Source organism: Klebsiella sp. LTGPAF-6F (genome assembly GCF_001753185.1).
Taxonomy (GTDB): Bacteria; Pseudomonadota; Gammaproteobacteria; order Enterobacterales; family Enterobacteriaceae; genus Klebsiella; species Klebsiella michiganensis.
Genome location: NZ_CP017450.1, coordinates 1,095,593 through 1,122,104 on the forward strand (window position 1 = coordinate 1,095,593; position 26,512 = coordinate 1,122,104).

Annotated in this window: 24 protein-coding genes; 21 read left to right on the forward strand and 3 right to left on the reverse strand. The window is 56.2% G+C overall.

The window, feature by feature from the left end:
• Window positions 1–19: 19 nt before the first annotated feature.
• The 20 genes from cra (at window position 20) to mutT (ending at window position 23,490) form a co-directional block, all read left to right on the forward strand.
• Window positions 20–1,024 (forward strand): catabolite repressor/activator, encoded by a 1,005-nt coding sequence (gene cra, locus BJF97_RS05150; protein WP_004098577.1) that lies wholly within the window; start codon window positions 20–22, stop codon window positions 1,022–1,024.
• A 626-nt stretch (window positions 1,025–1,650) separates the two neighbouring features.
• A complete protein-coding gene (mraZ, locus tag BJF97_RS05155) occupies window positions 1,651–2,109 on the forward strand; it encodes a division/cell wall cluster transcriptional repressor MraZ (RefSeq protein WP_009654608.1) in 459 nt (152 codons plus the stop codon).
• A 1-nt stretch (window position 2,110) separates the two neighbouring features.
• The gene (rsmH, locus tag BJF97_RS05160) at window positions 2,111–3,052 is read left to right on the forward strand and encodes a 16S rRNA (cytosine(1402)-N(4))-methyltransferase RsmH (protein ID WP_004098579.1); all 942 of its coding nucleotides are present in this window, start codon (window positions 2,111–2,113) and stop codon (window positions 3,050–3,052) included.
• Window positions 3,049–3,414, forward strand: coding sequence for a cell division protein FtsL (gene ftsL / locus BJF97_RS05165; RefSeq protein WP_002888550.1), 366 nt, complete (start codon window positions 3,049–3,051; stop codon window positions 3,412–3,414). The genes rsmH and ftsL overlap by 4 nt, the downstream gene beginning before the upstream one ends.
• Before the next feature lie 15 nt (window positions 3,415–3,429).
• On the forward strand, window positions 3,430–5,196 hold the full coding sequence (locus BJF97_RS05170; protein WP_004098582.1) for a peptidoglycan glycosyltransferase FtsI: 1,767 nt from the start codon (window positions 3,430–3,432) through the stop codon (window positions 5,194–5,196).
• Window positions 5,183–6,670 carry a UDP-N-acetylmuramoyl-L-alanyl-D-glutamate--2,6-diaminopimelate ligase gene (gene murE / locus BJF97_RS05175; RefSeq protein ID WP_004098583.1) on the forward strand — a complete coding sequence of 496 codons (1,488 nt, stop codon included), beginning with the start codon at window positions 5,183–5,185 and terminating at the stop codon, window positions 6,668–6,670. Before BJF97_RS05170 ends, murE begins: the two co-directional genes overlap by 14 nt.
• Complete coding sequence (gene murF / locus BJF97_RS05180) at window positions 6,667–8,025, forward strand: UDP-N-acetylmuramoyl-tripeptide--D-alanyl-D-alanine ligase (RefSeq protein ID WP_014837403.1); 1,359 nt, start codon at window positions 6,667–6,669, stop codon at window positions 8,023–8,025. Before murE ends, murF begins: the two co-directional genes overlap by 4 nt.
• Complete coding sequence (gene mraY / locus BJF97_RS05185; protein WP_004098585.1) at window positions 8,019–9,101, forward strand: phospho-N-acetylmuramoyl-pentapeptide-transferase; 1,083 nt, start codon at window positions 8,019–8,021, stop codon at window positions 9,099–9,101. Before murF ends, mraY begins: the two co-directional genes overlap by 7 nt.
• A 2-nt stretch (window positions 9,102–9,103) precedes the next feature.
• The gene (gene murD, locus BJF97_RS05190) at window positions 9,104–10,420 is read left to right on the forward strand and encodes a UDP-N-acetylmuramoyl-L-alanine--D-glutamate ligase (protein WP_025106491.1); all 1,317 of its coding nucleotides are present in this window, start codon (window positions 9,104–9,106) and stop codon (window positions 10,418–10,420) included.
• Window positions 10,420–11,679, forward strand: coding sequence for a cell division protein FtsW (gene ftsW, locus BJF97_RS05195; RefSeq protein ID WP_004098587.1), 1,260 nt, complete (start codon window positions 10,420–10,422; stop codon window positions 11,677–11,679). The genes murD and ftsW overlap by 1 nt, the downstream gene beginning before the upstream one ends.
• Entirely contained in the window at window positions 11,676–12,746 is a 1,071-nt protein-coding gene (gene murG, locus BJF97_RS05200) for an undecaprenyldiphospho-muramoylpentapeptide beta-N-acetylglucosaminyltransferase (protein ID WP_032694422.1), read from the forward strand. Before ftsW ends, murG begins: the two co-directional genes overlap by 4 nt.
• A gap of 47 nt (window positions 12,747–12,793) precedes the next feature.
• Complete coding sequence (murC, locus tag BJF97_RS05205; protein ID WP_014227921.1) at window positions 12,794–14,269, forward strand: UDP-N-acetylmuramate--L-alanine ligase; 1,476 nt, start codon at window positions 12,794–12,796, stop codon at window positions 14,267–14,269.
• The gene (locus BJF97_RS05210; RefSeq protein ID WP_014227922.1) at window positions 14,262–15,182 is read left to right on the forward strand and encodes a D-alanine--D-alanine ligase; all 921 of its coding nucleotides are present in this window, start codon (window positions 14,262–14,264) and stop codon (window positions 15,180–15,182) included. Before murC ends, BJF97_RS05210 begins: the two co-directional genes overlap by 8 nt.
• A 1-nt stretch (window position 15,183) precedes the next feature.
• Complete coding sequence (ftsQ, locus tag BJF97_RS05215) at window positions 15,184–16,017, forward strand: cell division protein FtsQ (protein WP_014227923.1); 834 nt, start codon at window positions 15,184–15,186, stop codon at window positions 16,015–16,017.
• Window positions 16,014–17,270, forward strand: coding sequence for a cell division protein FtsA (gene ftsA, locus BJF97_RS05220; RefSeq protein ID WP_004098594.1), 1,257 nt, complete (start codon window positions 16,014–16,016; stop codon window positions 17,268–17,270). Before ftsQ ends, ftsA begins: the two co-directional genes overlap by 4 nt.
• Window positions 17,271–17,332: 62 nt before the next feature.
• Window positions 17,333–18,484 carry a cell division protein FtsZ gene (gene ftsZ, locus BJF97_RS05225; protein ID WP_004098597.1) on the forward strand — a complete coding sequence of 384 codons (1,152 nt, stop codon included), beginning with the start codon at window positions 17,333–17,335 and terminating at the stop codon, window positions 18,482–18,484.
• A 100-nt stretch (window positions 18,485–18,584) separates the two neighbouring features.
• On the forward strand, window positions 18,585–19,502 hold the full coding sequence (lpxC, locus tag BJF97_RS05230; protein WP_004098599.1) for a UDP-3-O-acyl-N-acetylglucosamine deacetylase: 918 nt from the start codon (window positions 18,585–18,587) through the stop codon (window positions 19,500–19,502).
• 247 nt (window positions 19,503–19,749) lie between these two features.
• The gene (secM, locus tag BJF97_RS05235) at window positions 19,750–20,259 is read left to right on the forward strand and encodes a secA translation cis-regulator SecM (protein ID WP_014837406.1); all 510 of its coding nucleotides are present in this window, start codon (window positions 19,750–19,752) and stop codon (window positions 20,257–20,259) included.
• 62 nt (window positions 20,260–20,321) lie between these two features.
• Window positions 20,322–23,027, forward strand: a complete 2,706-nt coding sequence (gene secA / locus BJF97_RS05240) for a preprotein translocase subunit SecA (protein ID WP_004098603.1) — start codon at window positions 20,322–20,324, stop codon at window positions 23,025–23,027.
• Window positions 23,028–23,088: 61 nt separating this feature from the next.
• The gene (gene mutT, locus BJF97_RS05245; RefSeq protein WP_032694421.1) at window positions 23,089–23,490 is read left to right on the forward strand and encodes an 8-oxo-dGTP diphosphatase MutT; all 402 of its coding nucleotides are present in this window, start codon (window positions 23,089–23,091) and stop codon (window positions 23,488–23,490) included.
• A 56-nt stretch (window positions 23,491–23,546) separates the two neighbouring features.
• Here the strand turns inward: mutT and yacG are convergent, their stop codons facing one another.
• Genes yacG through coaE form a run of 3 tightly spaced genes read right to left on the reverse strand, consistent with a single transcriptional unit; the run spans window position 23,547 to window position 25,114 of the window.
• A complete protein-coding gene (gene yacG, locus BJF97_RS05250) occupies window positions 23,547–23,741 on the reverse strand; it encodes a DNA gyrase inhibitor YacG (RefSeq protein ID WP_004098607.1) in 195 nt (64 codons plus the stop codon).
• A 9-nt stretch (window positions 23,742–23,750) separates the two neighbouring features.
• Window positions 23,751–24,494, reverse strand: coding sequence for a cell division protein ZapD (gene zapD, locus BJF97_RS05255; RefSeq protein ID WP_014227927.1), 744 nt, complete (start codon window positions 24,492–24,494; stop codon window positions 23,751–23,753).
• Window positions 24,494–25,114, reverse strand: coding sequence for a dephospho-CoA kinase (gene coaE / locus BJF97_RS05260; protein ID WP_004098610.1), 621 nt, complete (start codon window positions 25,112–25,114; stop codon window positions 24,494–24,496). The genes zapD and coaE overlap by 1 nt, the downstream gene beginning before the upstream one ends.
• A gap of 348 nt (window positions 25,115–25,462) precedes the next feature.
• On the opposite strand from coaE, the gene BJF97_RS05265 reads away from it, so the two are divergent.
• Window positions 25,463–26,506, forward strand: a complete 1,044-nt coding sequence (locus BJF97_RS05265; protein WP_009654638.1) for a GMP reductase — start codon at window positions 25,463–25,465, stop codon at window positions 26,504–26,506.
• Window positions 26,507–26,512: the final 6 nt, after the last annotated feature.

Here is a 26,512-nt window from a genome sequence, read left to right on the forward strand (position 1 = left end):
TATTACCCAAGGGGCAATTGTGAAACTGGATGAAATCGCCCGGCTGGCCGGTGTCTCGCGAACGACCGCTAGCTATGTGATTAATGGGAAAGCGAAGCAGTATCGCGTTAGCGATAAAACTGTTGAAAAGGTGATGGCGGTGGTTCGTGAGCACAACTATCATCCGAATGCGGTTGCTGCAGGCTTGCGTGCAGGACGTACGCGGTCCATTGGTCTGGTTATCCCGGACCTGGAAAACACCAGCTATACGCGCATCGCTAATTACCTGGAGCGTCAGGCGCGCCAGCGCGGCTATCAGCTATTGATCGCCTGCTCCGAGGATCAGCCGGATAACGAAATGCGCTGCATTGAGCATCTGCTGCAGCGTCAGGTCGACGCGATAATCGTTTCCACCTCATTACCGCCTGAACATCCGTTCTATCAGCGCTGGGCTAACGATCCGTTCCCGATTGTCGCGCTTGACCGCGCGCTCGATCGAGAGCACTTCACCAGCGTGGTGGGTGCCGATCAGGACGATGCTGAAATGCTCGGGGCGGAATTGCGTAAGTTTCCGGCTGAAACGGTGCTGTACCTTGGCGCGCTGCCGGAGCTTTCGGTGAGCTTCCTGCGCGAGCAGGGATTCCGTACGGCATGGAAGGACGATCCGCGAGAGGTGCATTTCCTCTATGCAAACAGCTACGAGCGCGAAGCCGCGGCGCAGCTCTTTGAAAAGTGGCTGGAAACGCATCCAATGCCTCAGGCGCTGTTTACGACTTCGTTTCCGCTGCTGCAGGGCGTGATGGACGTCACGCTGCGCCGGGAAGGGAAGCTGCCTTCCGAGCTGGCTATTGCCACTTTTGGCGATAATGAGCTGCTGGATTTCCTCCAGTGTCCCGTTTTAGCCGTGGCCCAGCGCCACCGCGACGTGGCGGAGCGCGTGCTGGAGATCGTGCTCGCCAGCCTTGATGAACCGCGTAAGCCGAAACCTGGGTTAAGCCGTATCCGGCGCAATCTTTATCGTCGCGGCAGCCTGAATCGACGCTAAGCGCGTGACCAGGATTATTCGTAGAGTATTCGCCAGACGGAGACGCGTCTGGCGATAATCCGCTGAGATGACGTAAAAATTGCAGGGTTAAGGATCTTTCAGACAAATCCTTAATCTTCCTGACATCTCTTTTAATTCTATTCTTCGCGCCATTTATTTCGCGGTTTAATTAGCCCATAAAAGGATTAGCGTATTTATTTGTATTATTTTGTTACATTCAGCGGGTGAGTTGCTGAATTAACACTCATTTCCTCGCTATTATGGTAGCGATAAGCGCTGTACCCCGCAGTAAGAGTGCCTCTCCTGTGAAAACTGGTGCTGTTAACGGTCATCAGAATGGCCTAAAATGCCGCTCGCGTCGCAAACTGACACTTTATATTTTCCCTTAGAAGATATTTTGCTGCTTTAACCGTTACAAGTTTGTTGGTTGTTTTCTTACCGATATTCATAACGTTAATTTGCCTCGTTTGTTGGTTGATTTTTCCTCAGGGCGAATATCGGCTGTAAATAATGGGTTTTTGAGCTCTGTTGGCATTCGTGCTGGCTTGACAAGCTTTTCCTCCGCTCCGTAAACTCCTTCTTGTGGGAATTTGTGGGGTAAAGTGGCGAAAAAGGGTGAGGCTGGCATGTTCCGTGGGGCAACGTTAGTCAATCTCGACAGCAAAGGCCGTCTGGCCGTACCGACGCGCTACCGCGACGGGCTGATCGAGAACGCTTCCGGTCAATTGGTGTGCACCATTGACATCCATCACCCGTGCCTGCTGCTTTACCCTTTGCCTGAATGGGAAATCATCGAGCAAAAATTATCGCGTTTATCGAGCATGAACCCCACCGAGCGGCGCGTACAGCGTTTGCTTCTGGGACATGCCAGCGAATGTCAGATGGATAGCGCCGGGAGGCTATTAATCGCCCCGGTGCTGCGGCAACACGCCGGGCTGACAAAAGAAGTGATGCTGGTCGGGCAGTTCAATAAGTTTGAGCTGTGGGACGAAACGACCTGGTATCAACGGGTCAAGGAAGATATCGACGCTGAGCAGTCCGCTTCCGGGGAACTGTCGGAGCGCCTGCAGGATTTGTCTTTGTAAAATGATGGAAAATTATAAACACACTACGGTACTTCTGGATGAAGCCGTTAACGGCCTGAATATTCGTCCTGACGGTATCTACATTGATGGTACCTTTGGCCGCGGCGGTCACTCGCGCCTGATTCTCTCCCAGCTGGGAGCGGAGGGACGCCTGCTGGCGATCGATCGCGACCCGCAGGCTATCGCCGTCGCGAAAACTATCGATGATCCCCGCTTTTCCATCGTTCATGGTCCTTTTTCTCAGCTGGCCGACTATGTTGGCGAGCGCAATCTAACCGGCAAGATCGACGGTATTCTGCTCGATCTTGGCGTCTCCTCACCGCAGCTGGATGACGCTGAACGTGGCTTCTCATTTATGCGCGATGGTCCGCTGGATATGCGCATGGATCCGACGCGCGGCCAGTCAGCCGCTGAATGGCTACAAACCGCCGACGAAGCCGATATCGCCTGGGTCATCAAAACCTTCGGCGAAGAGCGCTTTGGTAAACGCATTGCCCGCGCCATCGTCGAACGCAACCGCGTCGAACCGATGACGCGTACCAAAGAGCTGGCGGAGGTCGTTGCGGCGGCGACGCCGGTGAAAGATAAATTCAAACATCCCGCGACCCGTACCTTCCAGGCGGTGCGCATTTGGGTGAACAGTGAACTGGAGGAGATAGAGCAGGCGCTAAAAAGCTCGCTCAGCGTGCTGGCCCCGGGCGGGCGGCTCTCAATCATCAGTTTCCACTCGCTGGAAGACCGTATTGTGAAGCGCTTTATGCGCGAGCAAAGCCGCGGTCCGCAGGTTCCGGCAGGGTTACCGATGACCGAAGAGCAGCTTAAAAAACTGGGCGGCCGTGAGCTAAGAGCATTAGGCAAGTTGATGCCGGGCGAAAAAGAGGTAGCTGAAAATCCTCGTGCCCGTAGTTCAGTTCTGCGTATTGCAGAGAGGACGAACGCATGATCGGCAGAGTGACAGAAGCTCTAAGCAAGGTGAAAGGGTCGATAGGAAGCAACGAGCGCCATGCTTTGCCTGGCGTGATCGGAGACGACCTCCTGCGGTTTGGGAAGCTGCCACTCTGCCTGTTCATTTGCATCATTATTACGGCGATTACGGTGGTGACAACGGCGCACCATACTCGCCTCTTAACCGCGCAGCGCGAACAGCTGGTGCTGGAACGCGACGCGCTGGATATTGAATGGCGCAACCTGATCCTCGAAGAAAATGCTCTCGGCGATCACAGTCGGGTTGAGCGGATCGCGACCGAGAAGCTGCAGATGCAGCACGTCGATCCATCACAAGAAAATATCGTTGTACAGAAATAAGGATTATTGCGACGCATGAAAGCAGCGCCGAAAACGCCAAAAGCAAAACGTCAGGAAGAACAGGCCAACTTTATCAGTTGGCGTTTTGCGTTGCTGTGCGGCTGTATTCTGCTGGCGCTGGGCTTCCTGCTGGGCCGCGTGGCCTGGCTACAGGTGATTAGCCCGGACATGCTGGTACGCCAGGGCGATATGCGTTCTCTGCGCGTGCAGGAAGTCTCTACCGCGCGCGGAATGATAACCGATCGTTCCGGCCGCCCGCTGGCGGTGAGCGTGCCGGTAAAAGCTATCTGGGCTGACCCGAAAGAGCTGCATGAAGCCGGGGGCGTGACCCTGGACAACCGCTGGAAGGCGCTGGCCGATGCGCTGAATATGCCGCTGGATCAGCTGGCATCGCGCATCAATACCAATCCACGGATGCGTTTTATCTATCTGGCGCGTCAGGTGAACCCTGATATGGCCGACTACATCCGCAAATTGAAGCTGCCGGGGATTCATCTGCGGGAAGAGTCCCGCCGCTACTATCCGTCTGGCGAAGTAACCGCTCACCTCATTGGCTTCACTAACGTCGATAGCCAGGGGATTGAGGGCGTAGAGAAGAGCTTTGATAAGTGGCTTACCGGCCAGCCCGGCGAGCGTATCGTGCGTAAAGACCGCTATGGTCGGGTAATCGAAGATATTTCGTCCACCGATAGCCAGGCCGCGCATAACCTGGCGCTGAGCATTGACGAACGCCTGCAGGCGCTGGTGTATCGCGAGCTGAATAATGCGGTGGCGTTCAACAAAGCGGAGTCAGGTACCGCGGTTCTGGTCGACGTTAACACCGGCGAAGTGCTGGCGATGGCCAACAGCCCGTCGTACAACCCGAATAATTTCGCGGGCACCTCCAAAGATACGATGCGTAACCGCGCCATTACCGACGTGTTTGAGCCGGGTTCAACGGTGAAGCCGATGGTGGTGATGACCGCGCTTCAGCGCGGCATTGTTAACGAAAATACCGTACTGAACACCATTCCCTATCGAATTAACGGCCACGAAATCAAAGACGTGGCGCGCTACAGCGAATTGACCCTGACCGGGGTACTACAGAAGTCGAGTAACGTCGGTGTTTCTAAGCTGGCGTTAGCGATGCCGTCCTCAGCGTTAGTAGATACTTACTCACGTTTTGGACTCGGAAAAGCGACCAATTTGGGGTTGGTCGGAGAACGCAGTGGCTTATACCCTCAAAAACAACGGTGGTCTGACATAGAGAGGGCCACCTTTTCTTTCGGCTATGGGCTAATGGTAACCCCGTTACAGTTAGCGCGAGTCTACGCAACGATCGGCAGCTACGGCATCTATCGCCCGCTGTCGATTACCAAAGTTGATCCACCGGTTCCGGGCGAGCGCGTCTTCCCGGAATCACTCGTTCGTACCGTTGTTCATATGATGGAAAGCGTGGCGCTGCCCGGCGGCGGCGGCGTGAAGGCGGCGATCAAAGGCTATCGCATCGCCATTAAAACCGGTACGGCGAAAAAAGTAGGGCCCGACGGCCGCTACATCAACAAATACATTGCTTACACCGCAGGCGTTGCGCCCGCCAGCCATCCGCGCTTTGCGCTGGTGGTGGTGATCAACGATCCGCAGGCGGGTAAATACTACGGCGGCGCCGTTTCCGCGCCGGTCTTCGGTGCCATCATGGGCGGCGTACTGCGCACCATGAACATTGAACCGGATGCGCTGGCAACGGCTGAAAAAAGTGAATTAGTGATTAATCAAGGCGAGGGAACAGGTGGCAGATCGTAATTTGCGCGACCTTCTCGCTCCGTGGGTGCCAAATGCGCCGGAGCGAATTCTGCGAGAAATGACGCTGGACAGCCGGGTGGCTGCTTCTGGCGATCTTTTTATCGCGGTTTTAGGTCATCAGGCGGACGGGCGTCGTTATATCCCGCAGGCGATAGCGCAAGGTGTTGCTGCCATTATTGCTGAGGCCAAAGATGAGGCCCATGACGGCGAAATCCGTGAAATGCACGGTGTGCCGGTTATCTATCTGAGCCAACTCAACGAGCGCTTATCCGCGCTGGCCGGGCGTTTTTACCATCAGCCTTCGGAACAACTGCGCCTGGTGGGCGTCACCGGGACTAACGGCAAGACCACCACGACACAGCTGCTGGCGCAGTGGGCGCAGCTGCTGGGGGAAACCAGCGCGGTAATGGGAACCGTAGGCAATGGCCTGCTGGAGAAAGTTATCCCAACGGAAAACACCACCGGTTCGGCCGTTGATGTTCAACACGTACTCTCTGGCCTGGCAGGGCAGGGGGCGACGTTCGCCGCGATGGAAGTCTCTTCCCACGGGCTGGTGCAGCATCGCGTAGCCGCGCTGCAGTTTGCCGCCTCGGTCTTCACCAACCTGAGCCGCGATCACCTCGATTACCACGGTGATATGGAACATTACGAAGCGGCGAAATGGCTGCTCTACTCAACCCACCATTGCGGGCAGGCGATTGTTAATGCGGACGATGAAGTCGGTCGCCGCTGGCTGGCGAAGCTGCCGGATGCGGTTGCCGTATCGATGGAAGATCACATTAACCCGAACTGCCGGGGCCGCTGGCTCAAAGCGACCGCCGTGAGCTATCACGATAGCGGCGCCACCATTCAGTTTGCCTCCAGCTGGGGGAACGGCGAGATCGAAAGCCGCCTGATGGGCGCCTTTAACGTCAGCAATCTGCTGCTGGCCTTAGCCACCCTGCTGGCGCTGGGCTATCCGCTTGCCGATCTGCTGAAAACCGCCGCGCGCCTGCAGCCGGTATGCGGGCGTATGGAAGTGTTCGCCGCGCCGGGTAAACCGACCGTGGTCGTTGATTACGCCCACACGCCTGATGCGCTGGAAAAAGCGCTGCAGGCGGCGCGTCTGCACTGTCGCGGTAAACTGTGGTGCGTATTTGGCTGCGGCGGGGATCGCGACAAAGGCAAGCGTCCGCTGATGGGCGCTATCGCCGAAGAGTTTGCCGATATCGTGGTTGTCACCGACGACAACCCGCGCACCGAAGAGCCGCGGGCGATTATCAACGACATTCTGGCCGGCATGCTGGACGCGGGCCATGCCAGGGCGGTGGAAGGTCGTGCGGAAGCGGTCACTAATGCGGTGATGCAGGCGAAAGAAAACGACGTCGTTCTGGTGGCGGGCAAAGGCCACGAGGACTATCAAATCGTCGGCAATCGCCGACTCGATTACTCTGACCGCGTCACCGTGGCGCGTCTGCTGGGGGCGGTAGCATGATTCGCTTGACTCTCAGCCAGCTCGCCGGCATCACGCATGGCGAGCTGCACGGCCGCGATGTGGCGATTGATGACGTCACCTCCGATACCCGTAAAATCACGGCGGGCTGCCTGTTCGTGGCGCTAAAAGGCGAGCGCTTTGATGCGCATGACTTTGCCGAACAGGCGAAAGCTGCCGGCGCGGGCGCACTGTTGGTCAGCCGTCAGCTGGCCTGCGATCTACCGCAGGTGGTGGTGAAGGATACGCGTCTGGCGTTTGGCGAACTGGCCGCGTGGGTGCGTCAGCAGGTGCCGGCGCGCGTGGTCGCGCTGACCGGATCTTCCGGAAAAACCTCGGTTAAAGAGATGACCGCGGCGATTCTGAGCCAGTGCGGCAATACGCTGTATACCGCAGGTAACCTGAACAACGATATCGGCGTGCCGATGACGCTGCTGCGTCTCACCAAAGAACATGACTACGCGGTCATCGAGTTAGGCGCTAATCACCAGGGGGAAATTGCCTGGACCGTTAGCCTGACCCGTCCCGAAGCCGCGTTAGTGAATAACCTGGCCGCCGCGCACCTGGAAGGCTTTGGCTCTCTGGAAGGCGTGGCGAAAGCCAAGGGCGAAATTTACACCGGTCTGCCGCTCAACGGCATCGCGATTATGAACGCCGACAATAATGACTGGCTGAACTGGCAAAGCGTGATTGGCGAGCGTAAAACCTGGCGTTTTTCGCCGAACGCCGCCCACAGCGATTTCACGGCAACCAACGTTCATGTGACGTCGCACGGGACTGAATTTACTCTGCAGACCCCAACGGGCAGCGTTGATGTACTGCTACCGCTGCCGGGGCGCCATAACATCGCCAACGCGCTGGCTGCCGCGGCGCTGTCAATGGCGGTGGGGGCGACGCATGAGGCGATCAAAGCGGGTCTGAAAGATCTGAAAGCGGTACCGGGGCGGTTATTCCCGATTCAGCTGACCGACAGCCAGCTGCTGCTGGATGATTCCTATAACGCCAACGTCGGCTCGCTGACCGCTGCGGTACAGGTGCTGTCTGAGATGCCGGGCTACCGGGTACTGGTCGTTGGCGATATGGCCGAACTCGGCGCGGAAAGCCAGGCGTGCCATCGTCAGGTGGGCGAAGCGGCAAAAGCGGCCGGGCTCGATCGCGTACTGAGCGTCGGTACGTTGAGCGCAGAGATCAGCGGCGCCAGCGGCGTTGGCGAACATTTTAGCGAGAAGGCCGCGCTGGTGACCCGCCTGCGCGAGCTCACCGCAGAACATAAAATTATGACCATTTTAGTGAAGGGTTCACGTAGTGCCGCCATGGAAGTGGTAGTACGCGCATTACAGGAGAACGGAACATGTTAGTATGGCTGGCCGAACATTTGGTCAAATATTATTCAGGCTTTAACGTCTTTTCCTACCTGACGTTTCGCGCCATTGTCAGCCTGCTGACCGCGCTGTTCATCTCTCTGTGGATGGGCCCGCGCATGATCGCCCGTCTGCAAAAACTCTCCTTTGGCCAGGTTGTACGTAACGATGGCCCGGAATCTCACTTTAGTAAGCGCGGTACGCCGACCATGGGCGGGATCATGATCCTGACCGCCATTGTTGTCTCCGTTCTGCTGTGGGCCTATCCATCTAACCCCTACGTCTGGTGCGTGCTGACGGTACTGGTGGGCTACGGCATCATCGGCTTCGTTGATGACTACCGTAAGGTGGTTCGCAAAGATACCAAGGGCCTGATTGCCCGCTGGAAATACTTCTGGATGTCGGTGATTGCGCTGGGCGTCGCCTTTGCGCTGTATATGGCGGGTAAAGATACGCCGGCGACTCAGCTGGTGGTGCCGTTCTTTAAAGACGTGATGCCGCAGCTGGGCCTGTTCTACGTCCTGCTGGCCTATTTTGTTATCGTCGGGACCGGTAATGCGGTCAACCTGACCGACGGCCTTGATGGGCTGGCGATTATGCCAACCGTATTCGTTGCCGCCGGCTTCGCGCTGGTTGCCTGGGCGACCGGGAACATGAATTTCGCCAACTACCTGCATATCCCTTATTTGCGTCACGCCGGTGAACTGGTGATCGTCTGTACGGCGATTGTCGGCGCGGGCCTGGGCTTCCTGTGGTTTAACACCTATCCGGCACAGGTCTTTATGGGCGATGTGGGTTCGCTGGCTCTCGGCGGCGCGCTGGGGATTATCGCCGTGCTGCTGCGCCAGGAATTCCTGCTGGTGATTATGGGCGGCGTATTTGTGGTGGAAACGCTCTCGGTGATTCTGCAGGTCGGCTCCTTCAAGCTGCGCGGTCAGCGCATCTTCCGCATGGCGCCGATTCACCATCACTATGAACTGAAAGGCTGGCCGGAACCGCGCGTTATCGTGCGTTTCTGGATTATTTCGCTGATGCTGGTGCTGATTGGCCTGGCGACGCTGAAGGTACGTTAATCATGGCAGATTATCAGGGTAAAAAAGTCGTCATTATTGGGCTGGGTATGACCGGCCTGTCATGCGTGGACTTTTTCATGGCTCGCGGCGTGACGCCGCGGGTGATGGATACCCGCGTTGCGCCGGCGGGGCTGGACAAGCTGCCGGAAGCCGTTGAGCGCTATGTCGGCGGTCTGAACGAAGACTGGCTGTTGACGGCGGACCTGATTGTCGCCAGCCCTGGCATCGCGCTGGCGCATCCTTCCCTGAGCGCCGCGGCGGATGCGGGGGTAGAAATTGTCGGCGATATTGAACTGTTCTGCCGCGAGGCGCAGGCGCCGATTATTGCGATCACCGGTTCCAACGGTAAAAGCACCGTGACTTCCCTTGTGGGAGAAATGGCGAAAGCGGCGGGGTTGAACGTTGGCGTCGGGGGCAATATTGGCCTGCCGGCGCTGATGCTGCTGGATGCTGAGCGCGAACTCTATGTCCTGGAGCTTTCCAGCTTCCAGCTGGAAACCACCTCCAGCCTGCGGGCGGCCGCGGCGACGATCCTTAACGTCACCGAAGATCATATGGACCGCTATCCGCTGGGGCTTCAGCAGTACCGCGCCGCCAAACTGCGCGTTTATGAGAACGCCCGGGCCTGTATCGTTAATGCCGACGATGCGTTAACCATGCCGGTACGCGGCGCTGACGATCGCTGCATCAGCTTCGGCGTTGACGTTGGTGACTATCACCTGAACCGCCAGCAGGGAGAAACCTGGCTGCGCGTCAAAGGCGAGAAAGTGCTCAACGTCAAAGAGATGAAGATTAGCGGCCAGCATAACTACAGTAACGCGCTTGCGGCCCTGGCTCTGGCGGATGCGGCGGGTCTGCCGCGCGCCAGTAGCCTGAAAGCGCTGACCACATTCACCGGGCTGGCGCATCGTTTCCAGCTGGTGCTGGAGCACAACGGCGTGCGCTGGATCAACGATTCTAAAGCCACCAACGTCGGCAGTACTGAAGCGGCGCTCAATGGGCTGCATCTTGATGGAACGCTCTATCTGCTGCTGGGCGGCGATGGGAAATCCGCTGATTTCACGCCGTTAAGCCGTTACCTGACCGGCGACAACGTTCGCCTGTACTGCTTCGGCCGCGACGGCGCGCAGCTGGCGGCCCTTCGCCCGGACGTCGCCGTGCAAACGGAAACCATGGAGCAGGCGATGCGCCAGATTGCGCCGCAGGTTGTCGCGGGCGATATGGTGCTGCTGTCTCCCGCGTGCGCCAGCCTCGATCAGTTTAAAAACTTTGAACAACGCGGCGACATCTTTGCTCGCCTGGCGAAGGAGTTAGGTTGATGCGTTTATCACTCCCGCGCCTGAAAATGCCACGGCTGAGACTGCCGCGTCTGCCGGGAATGTTTATTTTCGCATGGCTGTTCGCCGCGCTGAAAGGCTGGGTGATGGGCTCGCGGCAAAAAGATACCGATAGCCTGGTGATGTATGACCGGATGCTGCTGTGGCTGACCTTTGGCCTGGCCGCAATCGGCTTCATTATGGTGACCTCGGCGTCGATGCCGGTAGGCCAGCGTCTGGCGAACGATCCGTTTCTGTTTGCCAAGCGCGATGGCTTATACATTCTGCTGGCGCTAGGGCTGGCGATGGTGACGCTGCGCCTGCCGATGGAGTTCTGGCAGCGCCATAGTACCGCGATGCTGATCGCCTCTATCGTCATGCTGCTGATTGTTCTGGTGGTCGGTAGCTCGGTTAACGGGGCGTCGCGCTGGATTGCGCTGGGGCCGCTGCGTATCCAGCCTGCGGAGTTTACCAAGCTGTCGCTGTTTTGCTACATCGCCAACTACCTCGTGCGTAAAGGCGACGAAGTGCGTAACAACCTGCGCGGCTTCTTAAAGCCGATGGGCGTGATTTTCGTACTGGCGATTTTACTGCTGGCGCAGCCTGACCTCGGTACCGTCGTCGTGCTGTTTGTGACCACCCTGGCCATGCTGTTCCTGGCGGGAGCCAAGCTGTGGCAGTTTATCGCCATTATCGGGATGGGGCTTTCGGCGGTCGTACTGCTGATTCTGGCTGAACCGTACCGTATCCGCCGCGTGACCTCTTTCTGGAACCCGTGGGAAGATCCGTTCGGCAGCGGCTACCAGCTAACCCAGTCGCTGATGGCCTTTGGTCGCGGCGAAATGTGGGGGCAGGGCCTGGGCAATTCGGTCCAGAAGCTGGAGTATTTGCCCGAGGCGCACACCGATTTCATCTTCGCCATTATCGGTGAAGAGCTCGGTTATATCGGTGTGGTACTCGCACTTTTAATGGTATTCTTCGTCGCTTTTCGCGCCATGTCCATTGGCCGCAAAGCGCTGGAGATTGACCACCGTTTCTCCGGATTTCTGGCCTGCGCCATTGGGATCTGGTTTAGCTTTCAGGCGCTGGTTAACGTCGGCGCGGCGGCGGGGATGCTGCCAACCAAAGGCCTGACGCTGCCGCTGATCAGTTACGGCGGTTCGAGCCTGCTGATTATGTCGACGGCGATCATGTTGCTGTTACGAATTGATTATGAAACGCGTCTGGAAAAAGCCCAGGCGTTTACACGGGGTGTTCGATGAGCGGTCAGGAAAAGCGCTTAATGGTGATGGCAGGCGGTACCGGCGGACACGTGTTCCCGGGACTGGCGGTTGCGCACCATTTAATGGACCAGGGCTGGCAGGTCCGCTGGCTGGGTACCGCGGATCGTATGGAAGCGGATTTAGTGCCGAAGCACGGCATTGAAATTGATTTCATTCAGATATCCGGCCTGCGCGGCAAGGGCCTGAAGGCGCAGATGCTGGCGCCGGTGCGTATTTTCAACGCCTGGCGTCAGGCGCGAGCGATTATGCAGCGTTTTCAGCCGGACGTGGTGCTGGGCATGGGCGGCTATGTTTCCGGACCCGGCGGTCTGGCGGCATGGTCGCTGGGGATCCCGGTTGTCCTGCATGAACAGAACGGGATTGCCGGCCTGACGAATAAATGGCTGGCGAAAATTGCCAAAAAGGTCATGCAGGCATTTCCCGGCGCTTTCCCGCATGCCGACGTTGTTGGCAACCCGGTTCGTACCGATGTGCTGGCGCTGGCGCTGCCGGAACAGCGGTTAGTCGGGCGTCAGGGGCCGATTCGCGTATTGGTCGTCGGCGGCTCGCAGGGCGCGCGCGTGCTCAATCAGACGATGCCGCAGGTGGCGGCGAAGCTGGGTTCTGCTGTCACCATCTGGCACCAGAGCGGTAAAGGGGGCCAGGAGAGCGTACAGCAGGCCTATTCCGACGCCGGCCAGCCGCAGCACAAAGTCACCGAATTTATTGACGACATGGCGGCGGCTTATGCCTGGGCCGATGTTGTCGTATGTCGTTCCGGGGCGCTGACGGTGAGCGAAATTGCCGCCGCGGGTTTACCGGCGCTGTTTGTGCCTTTTCAGCACAAAGATCGTCAGCAGTACTGGAATGCGCTGCCGTTAGAGAAGGCAGGGGCAGCGAAGATCCTTGAGCAGCCGCAGTTTACCGTGGAGGCCGTCACGCAAACCCTGGCGGGTTGGGATCGCGAGACGCTGCTGGATATGGCGGAGCGAGCGCGCAGAGCCTCGATTCCGGACGCGACCGAACGGGTAGCAGAAGAAGTGAGCGCCGCAGCACTGGCGCGTTAATCGCGGTGATGATCACCGTCCGAATAAAGAAGTTGATGGCGTAAAGAATGAATACACAAGATCTGGCAAAACTGCGTTCTATCGTGCCCGAGATGCGTCGCGTCCGGCACATTCACTTTGTTGGCATTGGCGGTGCCGGCATGGGCGGTATTGCCGAAGTTCTGGCCAACGAAGGTTATCAGATTAGCGGCTCCGACCTGGCGCCGAATCCGGTGACCCAGCAGTTGACTCAGCTTGGCGCCACGATTTATTTCAACCATCGCCCTGAAAACGTGCGCGATGCGAGCGTTGTCGTGGTTTCCAGCGCGATTTCTGCGGATAACCCGGAAATCGTCGCCGCCCACGAAGCGCGTATTCCGGTTATTCGCCGCGCCGAGATGCTGGCGGAGCTGATGCGTTTTCGCCACGGCATTGCCATTGCCGGCACGCACGGAAAGACCACAACCACGGCGATGGTCTCGAGCATTTACGCTGAAGCCGGGCTGGATCCTACCTTCGTGAACGGTGGTCTGGTCAAAGCCGCTGGCGTGCACGCGCGCCTTGGCCATAGTCGTTACCTGATTGCCGAAGCGGACGAAAGCGACGCCTCGTTCCTGCATTTACAGCCGATGGTCGCTATCGTGACCAATATCGAAGCCGATCATATGGATACCTACCACGGCGACTTCGAAAACCTGAAGCAGACGTTTATTAACTTCCTGCACAATCTGCCGTTCTACGGACGCGCGGTGATGTGCGTGGACGATCCGGTGATTCGTGAACTGCTGCCGCGCGTTGGCCGCCAGCTCACCACCTACGGATTTAGCGATGATGCCGACGTTCGCGTGGAAGAGTATCGTCAGGTTGGCGCTCAGGGCCATTTCCGTCTGGTTCGCCAGGATAAAGAGGTCATTCAGGTGACGCTGAACGCACCGGGTCGCCACAACGCGCTGAACGCGGCGGCGGCGGTGGCCGTTGCCACGGAAGAGGGCATTGATGATGACGCTATTTTGCGCGCGCTGGAAAGCTTCCAGGGCACCGGCCGTCGCTTTGATTTCCTTGGCGAATACCCCTTAGCTGAAGTTAACGGTAAAGAGGGTACCGCGATGCTGATCGATGATTATGGTCATCATCCTACGGAAGTGGATGCCACCATCAAAGCGGCGCGGGCGGGCTGGCCGGATAAAAACCTGGTGATGCTGTTTCAGCCGCACCGTTTTACCCGTACGCGCGATCTGTACGATGATTTCGCCAACGTGCTGACCCAGGTTGACGCGCTGCTGATGCTGGACGTTTATTCCGCGGGCGAAGCCGCTATTCCTGGCGCCGACAGCCGCTCGCTGTGCCGTACGATTCGCGGCCGCGGTAAAGTCGACCCGATTCTGGTTTCCGACCCGGCGCAGGCGGCAGAGATGCTGGCTTCAGTATTGACCGGCAACGATCTGGTGCTGGTTCAGGGGGCGGGAAACATTGGTAAAATCGCCCGTCACCTGGCGGAAATCAAATTGCAGCCGCAAAAATCGCAGGAGGAGCGCCATGGCTGATAAAATCGCGGTCCTCTTTGGCGGAACCTCCGCTGAACGTGAAGTCTCTCTCAATTCAGGTTCGGCGGTGCTCGCCGGCCTGCGCGAAGCCGGGGTCGATGCGCACCCGGTCGACCCGCGCGACGTGGATATTACCCAATTGAAAAATATGGGTTTTCAGAAAGCGTTTATTGCCTTGCACGGTCGCGGCGGTGAAGATGGTACGTTGCAGGGTCTGCTGGAGCTGATTCAACTCCCCTATACCGGCAGCGGCGTGATGGCTTCCGCTATCTCAATGGATAAGCTGCGCAGCAAACTGCTGTGGCAGGGCGCCGGGCTGCCGGTTGCGCCGTGGGTTGCGCTGACGCGTAAACAGTTCACCGCGGGGCTTTCCGCTGAGGTAGAACAGCAGATTTCCGCCCTCGGACTGCCGTTGATTGTTAAACCCAGTCGCGAAGGCTCCAGCGTCGGTATGTCCAAAGTCAGCGAAAGTTGTGCATTACAAAATGCATTGGCGCTGGCTTTTCAGCATGATGACGAAGTTCTGATTGAAAAATGGCTCAGTGGGCCGGAATTTACCGTCGCTATCGTCGGAGAAGAAATTTTACCGTCAATACGTATCCAGGCGGCTGGAACCTTCTATGATTATGAAGCAAAGTATCTCTCTGATGAAACGCAATATTTCTGCCCTGGCCTGGAAGATTCCGCGCGCGAGGCAGAAATGCAGGCTCTGGTGCAAAAAGCCTGGGATAGTCTTGGCTGTTACGGCTGGGGGCGAATTGATGTGATGCTGGACAGCGATGGCCAGTTTTATCTGCTGGAAGCAAACACCTCTCCTGGCATGACCAGCCATAGTCTGGTGCCCATGGCGGCGCGTCAGGCAGGGATGAGCTTCTCGCAGCTTGTTGTACGAATTCTGGACCTGGCGGGGTGATATGTCGCAGGCTGCGCTGAATACGCGGAACCACGAAGAGGAAGACGAAACCTCTTCGCGTCGAAGTAATGGCTCTCGTCTGGCGGGTATCTTCTTCCTGCTGGCGGTGCTCTGTACCGTGCTGGTCAGCGGATGGATGGTTCTGGGCTGGATGGAAGATGCACAGCGGTTACCGCTGTCAAAGATGGTGGTCACCGGTGAGCGTCATTACACGCGCAACGATGATATCCGTCAGGCGATTCTGGCATTGGGGTCGCCGGGCACCTTTATGACGCAGGACGTCAACATTATTCAAAGCCAGATTGAACGTCTGCCGTGGATTAAGCAGGCGAGCGTCAGAAAGCAGTGGCCGGACGAATTGAAGATTCATCTGGTTGAATATGTGCCGATAGCGCGCTGGAATGATCAGCATATGGTAGACGTGGACGGAAATTCTTTCAGCGTGCCGTCAGATCGCACCAGTAAACAGAATTTACCGATGTTGTACGGCCCGGAAGGCAGTGAGAACGAAGTCCTTCAGGGATACCGCGACATGGGGCAGGTGCTGGCGAAGGATAAATTCACGTTGAAAGTAGCGGCAATGACCGCGCGTCGCTCCTGGCAGTTGACGCTTAATAACGACATTAAGCTCAACCTTGGTCGGGGTGACACCATGAAACGGCTTCAGCGCTTTATGGAACTCTACCCGGTTCTTCAGCAGCAGGCGCAGACCGACGGCAAACGGATAAGCTACGTTGATTTGCGTTATGACTCGGGAGCGGCAGTCGGTTGGGTACCGGCTCCTGTAGAGGAAACTCAACAACAACAGAATCAGGCACAGGCAGAACAACAATGATCAAGGCGACGGACAGAAAACTGGTAGTTGGACTGGAGATTGGCACCGCTAAGGTTGCCGCTTTAGTAGGGGAAGTTCTGCCCGACGGTATGATTAATATCATTGGCGTGGGCAGTTGCCCATCGCGTGGTATGGATAAAGGCGGAGTGAACGACCTGGAATCCGTGGTGAAATGCGTACAGCGCGCCATTGACCAGGCCGAACTGATGGCGGATTGCCAGATCTCGTCAGTCTATCTGGCGCTTTCAGGCAAACATATCAGCTGTCAAAATGAAATCGGTATGGTGCCGATTTCTGAAGAAGAAGTGACGCAGGACGACGTAGAGAACGTGGTACATACCGCGAAATCGGTTCGCGTGCGCGACGAGCATCGCGTTCTGCACGTTATCCCGCAGGAGTACGCCATCGACTACCAGGAGGGGATTAAAAACCCCGTAGGACTGTCTGGCGTACGCATGCAGGCGAAAGTGCATTTGATTACCTGCCATAACGATATGGCAAAAAATATTGTCAAAGCGGTGGAGCGTTGCGGTCTGAAAGTCGACCAGCTTATTTTCGCCGGTTTAGCCGCCAGCTATTCCGTATTAACGGAAGACGAACGTGAACTGGGTGTCTGCGTGGTGGATATCGGCGGTGGTACAATGGATATTGCGGTCTATACCGGCGGCGCGCTGCGTCATACCAAAGTGATCCCGTACGCGGGCAACGTGGTGACCAGCGATATTGCCTACGCTTTCGGTACGCCGCCGAGCGACGCAGAAGCCATTAAAGTGCGTCACGGCTGTGCGCTGGGTTCCATCGTTGGTAAAGACGAGAACGTGGAAGTCCCCAGCGTGGGCGGGCGTCCGCCTCGTAGTCTGCAGCGTCAGACGTTGGCCGAGGTGATTGAGCCACGTTATACCGAATTGCTCAACCTGGTGAATGAAGAGATCCTGCAGCTGCAGGAACAGCTCCGTCAACAAGGTGTGAAGCACCACCTGGCGGCTGGCATTGTATTAACCGGCGGTGCGGCGCAAATTGAAGGACTTGCCGCCTGTGCGCAGCGCGTATTCCATACGCAGGTGAGAATTGGCGCGCCGCTGAATATTACCGGATTAACGGATTATGCCCAGGAGCCGTATTACTCGACGGCGGTTGGGCTGCTGCACTACGGGAAGGAATCTCATCTCAGTGGTGAAGCAGAGGTGGAAAAACGCGTAACGGTCGGGTCGTGGATCAAACGACTCAACAGTTGGTTGCGAAAAGAGTTTTAATTTTTTAAGAGAACGCAGAAAATTAGCGTTCTCAGGCGACAGGCACAACGGAGAGAGAAATTATGTTTGAACCTATGGAACTGACCAACGACGCGGTGATTAAAGTCATCGGCGTCGGCGGCGGCGGCGGTAACGCCGTTGAGCACATGGTGCGCGAGCGCATTGAGGGTGTTGAATTTTTCGCGGTGAACACCGACGCGCAGGCTCTGCGCAAAACGGCTGTTGGCCAGACTATCCAGATCGGTAGCGGTATTACCAAAGGTCTGGGCGCAGGCGCAAACCCGGAAGTCGGCCGTAACGCGGCGGATGAAGACCGTGAAGCGCTGCGTGCCGCCCTTGACGGCGCCGATATGGTGTTTATCGCAGCCGGCATGGGCGGCGGTACCGGAACCGGTGCTGCGCCAGTGGTGGCTGAAGTTGCAAAAGATTTAGGTATCCTGACCGTTGCCGTGGTGACTAAGCCGTTCAATTTTGAAGGCAAGAAGCGCATGGCGTTCGCTGAGCAGGGCATCACCGAGCTGTCCAAGCATGTGGATTCGCTGATCACCATCCCGAACGACAAGCTGCTGAAGGTTCTCGGCCGCGGCATTTCTCTGCTCGACGCTTTCGGTGCGGCCAACGACGTGCTGAAAGGCGCGGTGCAGGGTATCGCTGAGCTGATCACCCGCCCAGGCCTGATGAACGTCGACTTTGCGGACGTGCGTACCGTGATGTCTGAAATGGGCTACGCCATGATGGGCTCCGGCGTGGCGAGCGGTGAAGACCGTGCGGAAGAAGCGGCTGAAATGGCGATCTCTTCTCCGCTGCTGGAAGATATCGATCTGTCCGGCGCGCGTGGCGTTCTGGTCAACATCACTGCGGGCTTCGACCTGCGTCTGGATGAGTTCGAGACCGTAGGTAACACTATCCGCGCATTTGCTTCGGATAACGCCACCGTGGTTATCGGTACCTCTCTGGACCCGGATATGAACGACGAGCTGCGCGTAACCGTCGTTGCTACCGGTATCGGTATGGACAAACGTCCGGAAATCACCCTGGTCACCAACAAACAGGTGCAGCAGCCGGTGATGGATCGTTACCAGCAGCACGGTATGTCTCCACTGACGCAAGAGCAGAAACCGGCCGCAAAAGTGGTCAACGACAATACGCCGCAGGCCGCGAAAGAGCCAGATTATCTGGATATTCCAGCCTTCCTGCGTAAGCAAGCCGATTAAGAATTGGCTGGAAGTTGGGCATCTGCGCTCTTTGTGCTAAACTGGCCTGCCGAATGTATAGTACACTTCGGTTGGATAGGTAACTTGGCGAGATTATACGATGATCAAACAAAGGACTCTTAAACGTATCGTTCAGGCGACTGGCGTCGGTTTGCATACCGGCAAGAAAGTCACCCTGACGTTACGCCCTGCGCCGGCAAATACCGGGGTCATCTATCGTCGCACCGACTTGAATCCACCGGTTGATTTTCCGGCTGATGCCAAATCTGTGCGTGATACCATGCTCTGTACTTGCCTGGTCAATGAGCATGACGTGCGGATATCGACGGTTGAGCACCTCAATGCCGCGCTGGCTGGCTTGGGTATCGACAACATTATTATTGAAGTCGATGCGCCGGAAGTCCCAATTATGGACGGTAGTGCGGCTCCGTTCGTTTATCTGTTGCTGGATGCCGGCATCGATGAACTGAACTGCGCTAAGAAATTTGTGCGTATCAAAGAGACAGTTCGCGTTGAAGATGGCGATAAATGGGCCGAATTCAAACCGTACAATGGTTTTTCACTGGACTTCACCATTGATTTTAACCATCCGGCGATTGACTCCAGCAGCCAGCGCTACGCAATGAACTTCTCGGCTGATGCGTTTATGCGCCAGATTAGCCGCGCGCGTACCTTCGGTTTTATGCGTGATATCGAATATCTGCAGTCCCGCGGCCTGTGCTTGGGCGGCAGCTTCGATTGTGCCATCGTTGTTGACGATTATCGCGTACTGAACGAAGACGGTTTGCGCTTTGAAGATGAGTTTGTCCGTCACAAAATGCTGGATGCCATTGGCGACCTCTTTATGTGTGGTCACAACATTATCGGCGCATTTACGGCGTACAAATCCGGTCACGCGTTGAATAACAAACTGCTGCAGGCTGTTCTGGCAAAACAGGAAGCCTGGGAGTATGTGACCTTCGAGGACGACGCAGAAATGCCGCTGGCGTTCCGCGCCCCGACGCTGGTTCTGGCATAAGTCAGACCCGGCAGTAAATTCGACTGGTAACCTGGTACTCTCTCCGGCCAGGGAGCCAGTCGTTTTCTTTTTTATATTCCCGCTGCGTCCTGCTTTGATTTTTAACTGCATTTTTTGCGCGTTCGTTCCTTTTTTAAACGTTTTTCCCCCGCCTGAGACCTCATTCCTGCTGCCGTGACGGCGTATTAATGTTAGTATTTGGACGCAAAATATTTCTTAGGGTTGCTACCAACAAAAGGTAACGTAAGTGAGTGGATTGCTGACGCGCTGGCGACAGTTTGGCAGACGGTATTTCTGGCCGCATCTCCTGTTGGGGATGGTCGCGGCTAGCCTCGGCCTGCCTGCGCTTAGCAATGGTCATGAGCATGAGACCGCGTCGCCCGCTAAAACGACGTCCAGCAACCATAATCCTGCTAAAGTTAATTTTTCTCAGCTAGCGCTGCTGGAATCTTCCAGTCGTCGGCCCAATTTCACGGTTGATTACTGGCATCAGCACGCCATTCGTACGGTCATTCGCCACCTCTCTTTTGCGATGGCCCCGCAGGCGCTGCCGGTAGCGGAAGAGTCTTCACCGCTTCAGGCGCAGCATCTGGCCCTTCTCGACACGCTTAGCGCGCTGTTGACGCAGGAGAGTAAACCTCCGGCCATTGTTCATCTGGCGGCATATAACCCCTCTATTTCCCACTGCGCGTTTCGCGTCTGTACCTGGATTAGCCAGGTGGCCGGCATACGCGCAGGGCCTCAACGTCTCAGCTAAACCAAAAACGGACCATTCTATTTTTTTGTGACACCGCACCGCGGGGCGTTTGAGATTTTATTATGCTAATCAAATTATTAACTAAAGTATTCGGTAGCCGTAACGACCGTACGCTGCGTCGTATGCGCAAAGCCGTCAACGTGATCAACGCCATGGAACCGTCCATGGAAAAACTGTCCGACGACGAACTGAAAGGGAAAACCGCTGAGTTCCGCGCTCGCCTGGAAAAAGGCGAAGCCCTGGAGAGCCTGATCCCGGAAGCCTTTGCCGTCGTGCGTGAAGCCAGTAAACGCGTCTTCGGCATGCGTCACTTTGACGTTCAGCTGCTGGGCGGCATGGTTCTCAACGACCGCTGTATTGCAGAAATGCGTACCGGTGAAGGTAAAACGCTGACCGCAACTCTGCCTGCCTATCTGAATGCGCTGACCGGTAAAGGCGTTCACGTGGTGACCGTCAACGACTATCTGGCGCAGCGTGATGCCGAGAACAACCGCCCGCTGTTTGAATTCCTGGGGATGACCGTTGGCATTAATATGTCCGGCCTGCCTGCGCCTGCCAAGCGTGAAGCCTACGCAGCCGATATTACTTACGGTACCAACAACGAATACGGCTTTGACTATCTGCGCGACAATATGGCCTTCAGTCCTGAAGAGCGCGTACAGCGCAAACTGCACTATGCGCTGGTGGATGAAGTCGACTCCATTCTGATCGATGAAGCGCGTACCCCGCTTATTATTTCCGGCCCGGCTGAAGACAGCTCGGAAATGTACAAGAAGGTGAACAAGATCATTCCGCACCTGGTGCGTCAGGATAAAGAAGACTCCGAAACCTTTACCGGCGAAGGGCACTTCTCCGTCGATGAGAAAGCGCGTCAGGTAAACCTGACCGAACGCGGCCTGGTGCTGATTGAAGAGCTGCTGGTGAATGAAGGTATTATGGAAGAAGGCGAGTCGCTGTACTCACCGACCAATATCATGCTGATGCACCACGTGACCGCCGCGCTGCGCGCGCATGTGCTGTTCACCCGCGATGTTGATTACATCGTGAAAGATGGCGAAGTGATCATCGTCGACGAACACACCGGCCGTACGATGCAGGGGCGCCGCTGGTCCGATGGCCTGCACCAGGCCGTTGAAGCGAAAGAAGGCGTTGATATTCAGAACGAGAACCAGACGCTGGCTTCAATTACCTTCCAGAACTATTTCCGCCTGTACGAGAAGCTGGCAGGGATGACCGGTACCGCCGATACCGAAGCGTTTGAATTTAGCTCAATCTATAAGCTGGATACCGTTGTGGTTCCGACCAACCGTCCGATGATTCGTAAAGACATGGCGGACCTGGTCTATATGACCGAAGCGGAAAAAATTCAGGCCATTATCGAAGATATTAAGCAGCGTACCGCCGCGGGTCAGCCGGTGCTGGTGGGTACCATTTCTATCGAAAAATCAGAAGTGGTCTCTAATGAATTAACGAAGGCGGGCATCAAGCACAACGTGCTGAACGCGAAATTCCACGCCAGCGAAGCGGACATCGTTGCGCAGGCGGGCTATCCGTCTGCGGTAACCATTGCGACCAACATGGCCGGCCGTGGTACCGACATTATGCTTGGCGGTAGCTGGCAGGCCGAGGTCGCCCAGCTGGAAGACCCGACTCCGGAACAGATTGCGCAGATCAAAGCCGACTGGCAGGTTCGTCACGATGCGGTACTGGCTGCGGGCGGTCTGCATATCATCGGTACCGAACGCCATGAATCCCGCCGTATTGATAACCAGCTCCGCGGTCGTTCAGGCCGTCAGGGGGACGCCGGTTCTTCCCGTTTCTATCTGTCGATGGAAGATGCCCTGATGCGTATCTTCGCGTCTGACCGCGTGTCCGGCATGATGCGTAAACTGGGTATGAAGCCGGGTGAGGCTATCGAGCATCCGTGGGTGACCAAAGCGATTGCCAACGCGCAGCGTAAAGTCGAGAGCCGCAACTTCGATATTCGTAAGCAGCTGCTGGAATATGACGATGTGGCTAACGATCAGCGTCGCGCTATTTACACCCAGCGTAATGAGCTGCTCGACGTGACCGACGTGAGCGAGACGATTAACAGCATTCGTGAAGACGTATTTAAAGCGACCATCGATGCCCATATTCCTCCGCAGTCGCTGGAAGAGATGTGGGATATTGAAGGCCTGCAGGAGCGTCTGAAAAATGACTTCGACCTCGAGCTGCCGCTCAAAGAATGGCTGGATAAAGAGCCTGAGCTTCATGAAGAAACGCTGCGTGAGCGCATTCTGCAGAGCGCCATTGAAACCTATCAGCGTAAGGAAGAAGTGGTTGGCGCTGAGATGATGCGTCACTTCGAAAAAGGCGTCATGCTGCAAACGCTGGACTCCCTGTGGAAAGAGCACCTGGCGGCGATGGACTACCTGCGTCAGGGTATCCACCTGCGCGGCTATGCGCAGAAAGATCCGAAGCAGGAATATAAGCGTGAATCTTTCTCCATGTTCGCTTCAATGCTGGAATCCCTGAAATATGAAGTGATCAGTACCCTGAGCAAAGTTCAGGTGCGGATGCCGGAAGAGGTTGAAGCGATGGAGCAGCAGCGTCGTGAAGAAGCTGAGCGTCTGGCGCAGATGCAGCAGCTGAGCCATCAGGACGATGATAGCGCAGCCGCGGCCGCGCTGGCTGAACAAACCGGCGAGCGTAAAGTGGGTCGTAACGATCCTTGCCCGTGCGGTTCTGGCAAAAAATACAAGCAGTGCCACGGTCGCCTGAGCTAAGCTTTTACAATATTGAATACCAGGGCGCAGATATCTGCGCCTTTTTTATGGAATGAAGACAATGAAAACGCTGCAAATTTCAGTGGGTATTATCCGTAATTCGCAAGGGGAGATTTTTATCACTCAGCGGGCCGCCGATGCGCATATGGCGAACAAGCTTGAATTCCCGGGCGGTAAAATTGAAGAGAGCGAGTCGTCCGAACAGGCCTTAGTGCGCGAACTGCAGGAAGAGGTCGGCATTACAGCTAAAGCTTACAGCCTGTTTGATAAGCTGGAGTACCAGTTTCCCGATCGCCATATCACGCTGTGGTTCTGGCTGGTGAACAGCTGGGAAGGCGAGCCGTGGGGGAAAGAAGGGCAGCCGGGATGCTGGATTGCGCAGAGCGCGCTCGTTGCTGAGGATTTCCCGCCGGCAAACGAACCCGTCATTACGAAGTTAATTCAAGGTTCTCAGATCGGGTAGGGTGCGCCTGCATCCGGCAAATCAGGGCGGGCCTGCACATGCCCGCCCGAAATCCGTTACTCTTTTTCTTCGCTCCAGCCGTCGCTATCTGACAGATCGCTGCTGCTCGGGATACGTTTCTCTTCCGCTGCCCATTCGCCTAAATCGATAAGCTGACAGCGTTTGGAGCAGAACGGGCGATGCGGGCTCTGCTCATTCCAGACCACAATTTTGCCGCAGGTTGGGCAGTTGACGGTTATCTCTTCTGACATATTGACTCCTTAACAGCAGGCCAGTTCAAAATCAAAACGCTCCGGCACGATGCCGTGCTCGCTGTCCAGCGGCATAAAGCGGATGGCAAAGCGGCTCTTGTGGCCTGATATTTGGGGGTAGAGCTGGCTGGCAAGATCCAACCGCAGACGCAGCAGATCGGCATCTTCGCCGTTGTCCTGATAAAAACCGTTCAGGCTGGTCTGCTTACGGAAGGGGGCCGAGTTACGGATGAGATCGAGAATGAGCATCAGCGATTGCGTCAGCGGTTCCAGGCTGGCCAGCCACTTACCGACCTGCTCATCGCGATATTCCTGCGGCATATGCAGCCAGATGTGCAGCGTCGGAAGATCGAAGCTACAGCAGCCGCCCGGGATACTCAGGCGTTGGCGTACCAGGGCGATCAGGCGATCCTCTCGCAGGTACTGGCCGATACGCGGCGCCGACATTAACGTACTGCCTGATTGCTTCAGCTGCTGACGCAGTTCGTTGATACGATCCTGATCAACCCCAGGGACTTCCGCCCAGGATTGCAGCTTCCTCTGCTGGCGATCCAGCTCTTTCATCAGATCGGTACGTACTTCACCGCGTTCAAAAACATCTAAAAGATCGCCGATATTGCGGAAAAAATGCAGCGCATCCGCATGGCTGGTAATAGCAGGATGTACGGTCAGCTGCTGAAGCAAAAACTCAATACGCAGCCAGGTGCGCATTTTTTCATTAAGCGGATGTTCAAATAGAACAGGGGTAGACATTACGGTTTTTCCTGTGAGGCGGCCTGCGCTGCCAGCTGTTGATACTTTGCATGCAGGCGGGCGACAGCTGATGCGATGGCATCAGGTGAACCCATATTTTCAATAACATCATCCGCAACGGCAAGGCGCTGCTCGCGCGTTGCCTGAGCGGCAAGAATATGTTCCGCATGTTGCCGACTGACCCGATCGCGAAGCATCGTGCGCGCTATCTGCGTCTCTTTCGGCACATCGACAACAAGGACCCGATCGGCTTTGGCGGACAAACGGTTTTCGACCAGTAAAGGTACAACCCAGAGAATATAAGACGAGGTGGCAAGCTGCATCTGACGACGCGTTTCCTGCTGAATTTGCGGGTGCAGCAGCGCGTTTAGCCAGTTCTTATCCTCTGCATGAGCGAAAATATGTTCACGCAGAGCGCGACGGTTAAGGGTGCCATCTTTGTTCAGGATCTGCGGACCGAAGCGTTGAGCAATTGCGTTTAGCCCCGGGGTGCCGGGCTCGACCACCTGGCGCGCGATAATGTCAGCATCAATAACGTTAACCCCGAGGTGTGAGAATGCGTCGGCTACGGTACTTTTACCGCTACCGATGCCGCCTGTTAACGCTACCGTGTATGTCATACACCTCAATCCTGAAACTGACTACATGCACATTTTTCAATAACAGAGCCGTGATTTACGACGCGACGACGCCACTGCGATAGTGGCTTTATCGACGTGATATCAACCAATAAATGGCTGTCACCACGTACCCTGGTTCTTTTTGCGCATGTAAATCAAATGGTTAAAAATGATACGCCTGCGATGGGATATCGCAAATTCGCTTTTGGCTGTTCACCAGGTAAATTTATACGATTGTAGCGTAAAAAAAGTGAAAATCGCAGTCTTGCGCGGCCATGATTCGTGCGTATGATAACGTCACTGGAGTTGTGCTCTCACAATAATGCAATTAACCCCAGGAATTCGCACATGCGTATTGAAGAAGATTTGAAGCTTGGTTTTAAAGACGTTCTTATCCGTCCGAAACGTTCTACCCTCAAAAGCCGTTCTGACGTACAGCTGGAACGTGAATTCACTTTCAAACATTCTGGCCAGACCTGGTCTGGTGTGCCGATCATTGCTGCTAACATGGACACCGTTGGCACGTTTGCCATGGCTAAAGCCCTGGCTTCATTTGGCGTTTTGACCGCCGTACATAAGCATTACAGCGTTGAACAGTGGCAGGCGTTTGTTCAGAGCGTATCGGCAGATGTCGTGCAGCACGTCATGGTTTCTACCGGCACCTCCGATGCGGATTTTGAAAAAACAAAACAGATTCTGATCCAAAATCCGCAGCTTAGCTTTGTGTGCATTGACGTGGCGAATGGCTATTCAGAGCACTTCGTGCAGTTTGTCGCGAAAGCCCGCGAAGCCTGGCCGCAGAAAACCATTATTGCGGGCAACGTTGTTACCGGCGAAATGTGCGAAGAGCTGATTCTTTCGGGGGCTGATATCGTTAAGGTGGGTATCGGTCCAGGCTCCGTATGTACAACTCGCGTGAAAACCGGCGTCGGCTATCCGCAGCTTTCCGCAGTGATTGAGTGTGCCGATGCGGCGCACGGCCTGGGCGGGCAGATTATCAGCGACGGCGGATGTACTATGCCGGGCGATGTGGCTAAAGCCTTCGGCGGCGGCGCGGATTTCGTGATGCTTGGCGGTATGCTGGCCGGTCACGAAGAGAGCGGCGGTACCGTGGTTGAAGAAAACGGCGAAAAATTCATGCTGTTCTACGGCATGAGCTCGGAGTCGGCGATGACCCGTCACGTTGGCGGCGTAGCCCAGTACCGTGCGGCTGAAGGCAAAACCGTTAAGCTGCCTCTGCGCGGCCCGGTTGAAAACACCGCGCGCGATATTCTTGGCGGCCTGCGTTCCGCATGCACCTACGTAGGTGCTTCACGGCTGAAAGAACTGACTAAACGCACGACTTTTATTCGCGTACAGGAACAAGAGAACCGCGTGTTCAACAGCCTGTAATGCCGT